The organism is Sulfurimonas sp. (assembly GCF_032250635.1).
In the GTDB taxonomy this organism is placed as follows: Bacteria; Campylobacterota; Campylobacteria; order Campylobacterales; family Sulfurimonadaceae; genus Sulfurimonas.
On the sequence record NZ_JAVVFL010000063.1, the window covers coordinates 1 to 9970 of the forward strand.

Annotated in this window: 11 protein-coding genes; 8 read left to right on the forward strand and 3 right to left on the reverse strand. The window is 39.1% G+C overall.

What is annotated here, in order from left to right; genetic code table 11:
* The 3 genes from RQ763_RS05330 to RQ763_RS05340 all read left to right on the forward strand — a co-directional run.
* Nucleotides 1–616: DUF3883 domain-containing protein (locus RQ763_RS05330; RefSeq protein WP_314151621.1), on the forward strand; the 616-nt coding region annotated here is incomplete at its 5' end.
* Between the two features lie 421 nt (nt 617–1037).
* Entirely contained in the window at nt 1038–1226 is a 189-nt protein-coding gene (locus tag RQ763_RS05335) for a hypothetical protein (RefSeq protein ID WP_314151623.1), read from the forward strand.
* The gene (locus tag RQ763_RS05340; protein WP_314151624.1) at nt 1211–1522 is read left to right on the forward strand and encodes a type II toxin-antitoxin system RelE/ParE family toxin; all 312 of its coding nucleotides are present in this window, start codon (nt 1211–1213) and stop codon (nt 1520–1522) included. Before RQ763_RS05335 ends, RQ763_RS05340 begins: the two co-directional genes overlap by 16 nt.
* Before the next feature lie 49 nt (nt 1523–1571).
* Here the strand turns inward: RQ763_RS05340 and RQ763_RS05345 are convergent, their stop codons facing one another.
* Nucleotides 1572–2801: a DEAD/DEAH box helicase gene (locus RQ763_RS05345; RefSeq protein ID WP_314151625.1), complete on the reverse strand. Its 1230-nt coding sequence runs from the start codon at nt 2799–2801 to the stop codon at nt 1572–1574.
* Between the two features lie 120 nt (nt 2802–2921).
* On the opposite strand from RQ763_RS05345, the gene adk reads away from it, so the two are divergent.
* Nucleotides 2922–3569, forward strand: a complete 648-nt coding sequence (adk, locus tag RQ763_RS05350) for an adenylate kinase (protein WP_314151626.1) — start codon at nt 2922–2924, stop codon at nt 3567–3569.
* A 22-nt stretch (nt 3570–3591) separates the two neighbouring features.
* Here the strand turns inward: adk and RQ763_RS05355 are convergent, their stop codons facing one another.
* Entirely contained in the window at nt 3592–4161 is a 570-nt protein-coding gene (locus RQ763_RS05355; protein ID WP_314151627.1) for an adenylate kinase, read from the reverse strand.
* 6 nt (nt 4162–4167) lie between these two features.
* Nucleotides 4168–5922, reverse strand: coding sequence for an aspartate--tRNA ligase (gene aspS / locus RQ763_RS05360; RefSeq protein ID WP_314151628.1), 1755 nt, complete (start codon nt 5920–5922; stop codon nt 4168–4170).
* A 267-nt stretch (nt 5923–6189) separates the two neighbouring features.
* On the opposite strand from aspS, the gene RQ763_RS05365 reads away from it, so the two are divergent.
* The 4 genes from RQ763_RS05365 to RQ763_RS05380 all read left to right on the forward strand — a co-directional run.
* On the forward strand, nt 6190–7044 hold the full coding sequence (locus RQ763_RS05365) for an NAD(+)/NADH kinase (RefSeq protein WP_314151629.1): 855 nt from the start codon (nt 6190–6192) through the stop codon (nt 7042–7044).
* A gap of 15 nt (nt 7045–7059) precedes the next feature.
* Nucleotides 7060–7581 carry a DUF4136 domain-containing protein gene (locus RQ763_RS05370; RefSeq protein ID WP_314151630.1) on the forward strand — a complete coding sequence of 174 codons (522 nt, stop codon included), beginning with the start codon at nt 7060–7062 and terminating at the stop codon, nt 7579–7581.
* A gap of 83 nt (nt 7582–7664) precedes the next feature.
* Nucleotides 7665–9200: an AAA family ATPase gene (locus tag RQ763_RS05375; RefSeq protein WP_314151631.1), complete on the forward strand. Its 1536-nt coding sequence runs from the start codon at nt 7665–7667 to the stop codon at nt 9198–9200.
* Between the two features lie 10 nt (nt 9201–9210).
* A partial coding sequence (locus RQ763_RS05380; protein ID WP_314151632.1) for a TatD family hydrolase occupies nt 9211–9970 on the forward strand: 760 nt, incomplete at its 3' end.

Below are 9970 nucleotides of genomic sequence, written 5' to 3' on the forward strand. Positions count from 1 at the left end.
ATTTAGTAAATTCTTATATCAGTCTTTTGGACGACCTAATGATGAGCTTAAAGATGAAGAACTTCCAAAGGAACTGTCAGAATTTAAACTAAAAGATTTTCCACCAATTGAAAAAATTAGAGTTGAGTTTGTCAATCTACATACTGATGCAATTGCTAATAATCAAAGCTCAACAAATAAAAACTCTAAGAAAGTAGATTACTCTGTGCAATCGAAAAAATTTAAAAGAATTGGAAACAGAGGAGAACAAATTGTTGTAATGGCAGAACGGCAGTCATTGATAAGAGATGGCAAACCGGACTTAGCAGAAAAAGTTGATCAAATTTCTAAACGAGATGATAGTGTTGGCTACGATATAAAGTCATATGATAATAACGGAATAGAAAAATATATAGAAGTTAAATCGACCCTTAAGCCTATTGGCTTTTGCAATATTTTTATTTCCTCAAATGAGTTAGAAATTTCAAAAAAGAAGGATAATTACTATTTCTATATTGTTTATGATGTTGGCTCTGAAAAACCTAAAATATGGAAAATTAAAGGAACTGATTTGCTAAACGATGGGAATATCGAGATAAAACCAATTCTATATAAAATAGCATTGAAAACTAAATAAAAGGTATAACAAATCACTGCACTGGATTTTCACTCCTCTATGCTCCGTAAAAACCAGTTAGTTCAGGCGTTATATTCGCAAGGTCAACAAATAAGCCAAAAAGGATGATGAATGGAAAAATACGAATTTAAGAGTCCGTCTGAAAAGACCTGTTATTGTATTTTTGAGCAAGAGTTGGAGGATAATCCATTGATACTTTTTCATACCACTCCTCTTCAAAATGTTGAATCCATAATCCAAAATGGATTTCGATTTGAAACTACACCCCTGTGAGTGAATCTCCACTTTTGGAGTGTCCAAATAAAAAATATAACAAATACGAGGAGACCAATAATTTACCCTAGCGGGAAAATTATTGCTCACGACAAACGTTATACTCAAAAAACAAATATGCTATAATATTGATAAAAAAGGAAGTGCCATGGTAGCAGTCAAACAAGAAGCGCAAAAGATGATTCAAAATCTTCCTGATGATTGTACTTACGAGGATATACAGTATCACCTTTATGTTGTGGAAAAAATAAAAAACGGCATTGGTCGTGCGAAAAATGGTGAAGTCTCATCACATAAAGATGCAAAAGTAAGAATGGCTAAATGGCTATTAAATTAGAGTGGTCAGAGGAGGCTCTTGAAGATATAGAGTCTATCGCCACTTATATAGAAAAAGATTCTCCTGCTTATGCGAAATCTGTAGTATCAAATTTTTTTGAAAAAGCTGAAATTTTAAAAGAGTTTACAGAATTAGGTCGTAAAGTCCCTGAGATGAATGATATTAATATCCGAGAGATATTTGTTTATAGTTATAGATTAATTTATAAAATTGATTCAAATAGAGTTTTATTTGTAGCAGTAGTACACGGCAAAAGACTTCTTGAAAACCATGATAAAAAGTATAATAAGACATAGTAGCCAATAAATTACCTAGTGACAATTTATTGGACTATATTCATATAGCCTATTTAAGGGCCCTTTCTCTTGCTTTGTCTTTTTTGCTTTTGCCCTTGCCTTTGATCGGCTGCGGACCTTTTACTTTTATGGCGGCTTCGCCTTTGAGCGCAAACCCCTCTATCTGCTCCATTGCTATATTTACCTTGCATCTCTTTTGGATGATACCAAAATGCGCTCTATTCTCGTGGGATATAAACGAGATGGCCATTCCCGACCTGCCGGCTCTTGCAGTGCGGCCAATGCGGTGGATATAGTCGGTCGGCGAGCGAGGAAGGTCAAAGTTTATAACACATGAGACATTCTCTATATCGAGTCCTCTAGCGGCTATATCGGTTGCAAAGAGTATGCGTATCTTTTTGGCTTTAAACTCATCTAACGTAAGTGTGCGCTCATCTTGAAGCAGATCTCCGTGAAACGACTCCGCCTTGTAGCCGTACTTTTTAAACTTAGCCGCTATATTGTCCGTAGCTCTTTTGTTTGCCATAAACACAAGAACTTGCTCTAATTTTTCATTATCAAGAAGATGTCTTAGAAGCGGACCGCGATTTTCATGATTTACTTCTATGGCGCGCTGCACCACACTCTCTACAGTGGGCACATCTTGCTCAATATTTACTCTGATGGGATTTTGTGTAATCTTTGAGGCAATATCTAAGATTTTCTGAGGGTAGGTTGCAGAGAAGAGAAGGTTTTGGCGCTTTTGCGGAATCGCTTCAAGTATGGCATCAAGCTCCTGCGAAAAACCAAGGTTTAGCATCTTGTCTGCTTCATCAAGAACAAAAAATTCAAGATGAGAGAGGTTTGTCTGCTTTTTTGTAAGCACGTCAAGAAGTCGTCCTGAGGTCGCTACCAAGATATCACATCCCTGCTGAATGGCATAGATTTGATCACCTATACTCTCTCCGCCGATAATAGAGACAACCTTTGGTTTTCTTTTCAGATCTACGCCAAAAGTGTTAAAAGCATCAGCAACTTGAAGCGTAAGTTCACGAGTAGGGGTTACAACAAGTGCTTTTATCTTAGGCTTTCCTTCACCGACACTCTTAGTCCAGAGTTCAAGTATCGGCAGTACAAAAGCGGCACTTTTACCGCTTCCTGTCTGCGCCATCGCCATAATATCATGATGATTTAGCGCAAGTGGAATAACCTTTTCTTGAATAGGAGTAGGCGCTATAAAGCCGCTTTTTTTAAGCGCGCTTTGGATTTGCGGTGAGAGACCCAGTTTGGAAAATGACATTTTGCTTCCTGTAGTTAATTGAGTGTATTTTATGAAATTTACGCTTCAGAGGAGGTTTATTTATAGCTAGTTTTAACTACATTTATATATAATCACACCAACAAAACAGATAGGATAAATATGAGAATAATATTACTTGGAGCTCCGGGCGCCGGAAAAGGGACTCAGGCTGGGTTTTTAACGAAAAGATATAACATTCCTCAAATCTCTACGGGAGATATGCTCCGTGGGGCTATTAAAGCAGGCACAGAGTTGGGTAAAATGGCTAAAGCAGCGATGGATGCCGGTCAGCTGGTAACTGATGAGATAATTATCGGTCTTGTAAAAGATAGAATCCAAGAAGATGATTGTAAAAATGGTTTTTTATTGGATGGTTTTCCTCGTACCATTGCTCAAGCAGATGCTCTTAAAAGTGCAGGTGTAGATATTGATGCCGTCATTGAGATAGATGTTCCAGATACCGAAATTGTGAAGCGCATGTCAGGTCGACGCGCGCACTTGGCAAGCGGGAGAACTTACCATTTAGTTTACAATCCGCCAAAAGTAGATGGCAAAGATGATGTGACTGGTGAAGATTTGGTTCAAAGAGATGACGATAAAGAATCGGTTGTGCTTGATAGGCTAAAAGTATATCATGAGCAGACAAAACCTCTAATCGGTTACTATAAAGAGCAAGCGGAGAAAATAGCTTCTTTAACGTACATTACTGTTGATGGAACTGCCGATATATCAGAAGTTGAAGCGGCTATCGTTTCAAAACTTGGTTAATTGAGCCCGTTATTGGGTTCAATTAAATTTTAGAGTTTATAAAATCCTGCATCTCAGAAACTATTGTCTCAATAGTTCCTTCGCCAGATATTACATGTAAAAGATTTTTAGCCTTGTAAAACGCTTCTATATCTGCCAAAGGCTCTGTGTAAACCTTCATACGGTTGTCAAATACTTCCGTGTTGTCATCAGCACCACGGTTACGACCAAGAACTCTATCTCTAGCAGTCTCTTCGCTTACATTTACTTCTATAACGCTTATAAGTTCTAAGGATGAGTCTGCATGTAGATATTCATCCAAAGCATTCAGCTGCTCCATGCTTCTTGGATAACCATCGATAATGATGATGTCAGTAGGAGCATTTTTGATGGCATTTACAATAGTCTCTATGGCTATTTTTATAGGAACAATAAGCCCTTTTGAGATGTAGTTGTCTATTTCAGAGCCAAGCTTACTGCCGCTTGCAACTTCCGCGCGGAGCATATCGCCGGTGGAGTAGTGTGTTATTTTGTCATTTTGTTTGGCGATTAACTCTGCATCAGTAGTTTTACCGGAGCCGGGCGCTCCGATGATTAAAAATAATTTTTTCATATATGGTTATTTTACTTGTTCGCGTAGTCTAATATGAAGGTCGCGAAGTTGAGTGTTATCAACAGTACTAGGTGCTTTTGTTAAAATACAAGAAGCTTTTTGCGTTTTAGGAAATGCTATAACGTCGCGTATGCTTGATTTTTTGGTAATTAGCATCATAAGTCTGTCAAATCCTATCGCAAAACCGCCATGTGGAGGAGCGCCGAATTTAAGAGCATCGAGCAAGAAGCCAAATTTCTCTTTTGCTTCTTCTTCATCAATCCCCAGCAGTTTAAAAACCTCTTCTTGAACTTCAGGCTTATGGATACGAATGCTTCCTCCACCTAGCTCTGTACCGTTTAAAACGATGTCGTAAGCGATAGACTCTATCTCTTCTACATCATCTTTATCGGTATCTTTTGGCTGCGTAAATGGATGGTGGAGTGCTTTTACTCTACCATCTTCAACCTCGAACATAGGAAAATCAACAACCCATACAAACTCAAAAGCATCTTTATCTACAAGATTCATCTTCTCATGCTCAGCAATAAAGATTCTAAGACGTCCCATGTAATCCCACACTGTTTTTTTGTCGCCTGCGCCGAAGAAAACGACATCGCCCAGTTCCATACCGAGTCTCTCGACTAAAAGCGCAATATCATCTTCACTAAAAAACTTAATAAGAGGACCTTTAAGACCATCTTCTTTCATTTGAAAGTAGCCAAGACCTTGTGCGCCGAACTGGCGTACATAATCCTCAAAACTCTTCATCTCTCTCTTTGAGAAAACTAAGTCTGCGCCTGGAACTTTTAGAGCCTTGATGCGGTTTGTATGCGGTTTTTTTGCAATATTTGTAAAGATCTCATTGTCGCATCTCTCAAATATATCTATAACGTCAACCATCTTAAGGTCATATCTTAAATCAGGCTTGTCAGAGCCGTACCACTCCATAGCGTTCATGTGTGAAATACGGTTAAACGGAGCTTTAACATTGATGCCGCAAGCGCCAAACATAGCTTCAAGAAGATCCTCAGCTACTTTTATAACATCCTCTTGGTCGCAGAAGCTCATCTCGACATCTATTTGAGTAAATTCAGGCTGACGATCGGCTCTTAAATCTTCATCGCGAAAACATTTTGCTATCTGGAAGTATCTGTCAAATCCGCCGACCATTAAAAGCTGTTTGAAAAGTTGTGGAGATTGTGGAAGCGCATAGAACTCACCGCTGTGAACGCGAGATGGAACAAGGTAATCTCTAGCACCCTCTGGGGTTGATTTTGTTAAAATAGGAGTTTCAACCTCTAAAAAGCCGTTTGCGTCAAGTATGTTTCTTGCAGCGATTGCCGCTTTTGAGCGAAGACGAAACGTTTCGTACATTGCAGGGTCTCTAAGCTCTAAGTAACGGTATTTAAGTCTTATTTCTTCGCCGACATTTTGATCGCCGATAGCAAAAGGAATAGGAGCTGATTTGTTCTCAATAATAAGCTCTTTTACTATAACTTCAATGGCGCCTGTTTTAAGACGAGGATTTACAAGACCCTCTCCGCGATGACGAACTGTTCCCTTAGCTATGAGAACATACTCATCACGAACGCCGTCTGCTGATTTATGCGCGCCTGCATTCTCTTCAGGGTCACATGTAAGCTGAATAAGCCCGCTTTTGTCTCTTAAATCAATAAAAATAATCCCGCCATGATCACGGTAACTGTTTGCCCAACCTGTTAGAACAACGTCTTGCCCGACGTTTGCTTCACTTAAATCTGTACAATAATGACTTCTCATAAACATAGAGTCCTGGTAAATAATTTTCGCGATTGTATCTAAATTTGGCTTATCGCATAATTAGAGAGTTTTTTTTGTTTTTACTGATGTTATGCACTTTATGAGCAAAGCCCATAAAGCGGCAGGGACAAATGTCCCTACAACCCCCTAAAGCTACCCATATCTTTCGGACATGGGAGAAAACGCTCTTTTTGACAAAAGTGCGTAAGGTCAGATTTTAACGCTAAAGAGTGTATAATTTACGAAACAGTTTTATAAAGAGATATTTTGAAAAGCAAAGAGATTAAAAAAATCGGTGTAGTTTTAAGACCACTAACCCCGGAACTAAAAGATGGCTACCTAAAAGTGGAGAAGATTTTTAAAAGCCGTAATATAGATGTTTTGCTAGAGAGCAAAAGTGCCAAAATGATCGGCATGAGCGGCGAGAGTTTTAAAAATATCTGCATGGAGTGTGACTTTATAGTGAGTTTTGGCGGTGACGGTACACTTATATCTACGGTGAGAAAATCGTTTGATTTTGACATCCCGATACTCGGTGTTCATGCAGGAAATCTTGGTTTTTTGGCAGATTTATCGCTTGATGAACTTGACGCATTTGTTGAAAAAATTATCCAAAACAGATACAAAGTAGATGAGAGAGCAGTTCTTGAAGCAACGGTTATAAAAAACACAAAAGAGGTCAAGTACTACGCTTTTAACGACATAGTGCTTACCCGTACGCGTGTTTCAAACATGATACATATAGAGACGCTTGTGGATTCTCAAGCTTTTAACACTTACTACGGTGATGGGGTAATCGTCTCAACTCCAACCGGTTCAACGGCTTACAACCTCTCTGCCGGCGGTCCTGTGCTTTTTCCTATGTCAAATGTGTTTGCCCTGACACCCATTTGCCCTCACTCACTGACGCAAAGACCGGTCGTGCTTCCTGGGAAATATGCCATAGAGATGAAGACATCAGAAGAGAGAGCGCTTATTATCATAGACGGACAAGATGTGCATGAACTAGAACTCGGCGAGAGCGTGCATATAAAACTTGCTACTAAAACGGTTAAGTTGATACACAGAGAAGAGTATAACTACTTTGAGGTGTTAAAAGAGAAATTAAGATGGGGCGAATAGCCAAAAGGAGTCTACATGTTTAAATATATACTTCCACTTCTGCTGATTCTCTTTGCAGGATGCTCGGCTAAAAAGGCAGATATTGATTTTGATCCATCGTTTAATATAGCTGCACTGTCGACATTTGCAGTAGTTTATAACCAAACCGAGGATTCAGGTGCGCTAAACGATGAGCGTATTGTTGAAGCAATCACCGATGAGATGCAGGCAAAAGGGTATGTCAGTGCGCCGGAACATGAGGCGGATTTTCACATAACATTTCAGAGCATTATAAGAGAGGATGTTCCATCAAATGTCGGTTTAGGCTTTGGTCTTGGCACGTTTTCAAGCGGGCTTGGTCTCTCACTTGGAACCGCAAGAGGCTTTTCAAACGACAAAGGAACTCTGTTTATAAATATGCTCGACCCTGCAACGCAGAAGATATTCTGGTATGCAAAGCTAACTAAAAACATCGAGAGTTTTGAAACGCCGCAGGAGCGTGCCGAGTACTTCAATGAAACGGTCTCTGCGATGCTTAAAGAGTTTCCTCAGAAATAGCTTCATTTATAAAATAAAATTGGCGAGTTTAGATTTTAACAATAAAGAAGTATAATTTGAAATATTTTACAAGGTGCGTATGAATGATAGAGAGATTCTACTTAAAAGAGTACCTCAGTTTTAAAGAGGTTGAACTTGACTTGAAATCGGGACTTGTTGTATTTACGGGTCCAAGCGGAAGCGGAAAGTCGATTTTAATGAGTTCAATCTTATCATCATTTGGCAGTGCAGCTTCCGACGCATCGCTATGTGAATCGACTGTTTCTTGGGATTTGGATGCTGATGAGCACGGCATAGAAAATGATGACGTCTATATTTTTAAACATATTAAAAAAGAGAAATCAAGATACTTTATAAATAACCAAAGCCTACCTAAAAAAGCGATGTCAAGCCTCTCTTCAAACTACTTAAGACATCTCTCTTTAAGAGATTTTAGCGATTTTGAAAACGAAAATCTTCTTTTGATTTTAGACAGCAGAATAAAAAAACAAAACCATAATATGGATGCTCTCAAAAATGAGTACAAAGAGGCTTTTTTAGAGCATAAAAGAGTCAAAAAAGAGCTTCTGGTTATTGAAGATGAACAAAAAAGAGTTACTGAATTAAAAGAGTTTGCGGCATTTGAGATTAAAAAAATAGAGAGTGTAAACCCAAAAATATCCGAGGATGAAGAGCTTTTGGAGATTAAAAAAGAGCTCTCCAAAAAAGAGAAGGCACTGGAGGCGATAGCCAAAGCAAACGCGATTTTTGAGCATGAACACGGCGTATTTAGCGCGCTGGATGTATTAAACATAGAGAACTCTTTTTTTAATGATGCTATGAATGAGCTCAGAGCAGTCATGGAGAGTGCAGAGGAGAGGTTTAATGCGCTTGATGAAGTAGATATCGAAGAGGTATTGAACCGCATTGAAGAGTTAAGCGACTTAAAGAGAAGATACGGCGGCATTAAAGAAGCTATTGAGTACAAAGAGCAAAAGATACAAGAACTACAAAAGTATGAAAATATAGAGATAACCAAAGGTGATTTGGCAGCAAGAGAGGCGGCGCTTGAGGCAAAAGTAAAAGATTTGGCAAATAAAATAACTGCTCTTCGCTTGGATGAGCTAAAATTTTTCAGAGATGATTTAAACAGCTACCTAAAAGAGCTCTATCTTCGAGATGCTCAGGTCGAGATAAGAGACGCAGAGTATGGGGTTTTTGGGAAAGATGAGATACTCCTTAAACTAAATGCTACCGATTTGCAAAAGATTAGTACGGGGGAGTTTAACAGGCTTCGCCTTGCCGTACTGGCTCTAAAATCTGAGTTTATGAACAAAAACGGCGGCGTATTGATGCTTGATGAGATAGATGCAAATCTCAGCGGCGAGGAGTCCATGAGCGTTGCAAAGGTGCTAAAAGAGCTCTCCAGCCATTTTCAAATATTTGTAATTTCACACCAGCCGCAACTTACCTCCATGGGAGATCAGCACTTTTTGGTACATAAAAAAGGCGATGAGTCACATGTGAGAGAACTTGACTTTGATGAGAGAGTAGATGAGATTGCAAGAATTATAAGCGGCGAGAGCGTTACGCAAGAGGCTAAGAAGTTTGCAAAAGAGCTGCTGAGTCTACAAAAATAGAGAGAATAGTATGATAATTGACACGCATGTGCACTTAGATGATGAGAGATACAGGGATGATCTGGATGAAGTGCTCAAAAGAGCCAGAGAGAGCGGGGTAGAGCGCTTTATCATTCCCGGAGCAGATCCAAAAAACTTAAAAAGAGCCGTAGAGATTGCCCAAAACAACAGTGACGTCTATTTTGCAGTGGGTGTGCATCCTTATGATATGGAGTCGTTTAACAATGAGGATTTTAACGACTACATAAACCATCCAAAATGCGTAGCCGTAGGCGAATGCGGGCTTGATTACTTTAGACTTGAGGGAACAGACGAGGAGAAAGAGAGAGAAAAAGAGAGGCAAAAAGAGGTTTTTATAGCTCAGATTGAAATAGCTAAAAAGCATAAAAAACCGCTTATTGTGCATATTAGAGATGCTTCAAGAGACTCAAAAGAGATTCTTCTTGCACACAACGCAAAAGAGATCGGAGGAGTTCTTCACTGCTACAATGCGGATGAGGAGCTCTTAAGCCTTGCAAATGAGGGTTTTTACTTTGGAATAGGCGGTGTTTTAACCTTTAAAAATGCAAAAAAATTGCTTCACGCGTTGCCAAAAATTCCAAGTGAAAAACTTTTAATCGAAACGGATGGTCCATACTTGACACCGACACCTCACAGAGGTGAGAGAAATGAGCCTCTCTACACTACTTTTGTTGCAAAAAAAATGTCCGAACTTTTGGAAATTTCACTCCAAGATATAGAAAAAATAACAACCCAAAACGCCCTAAAAC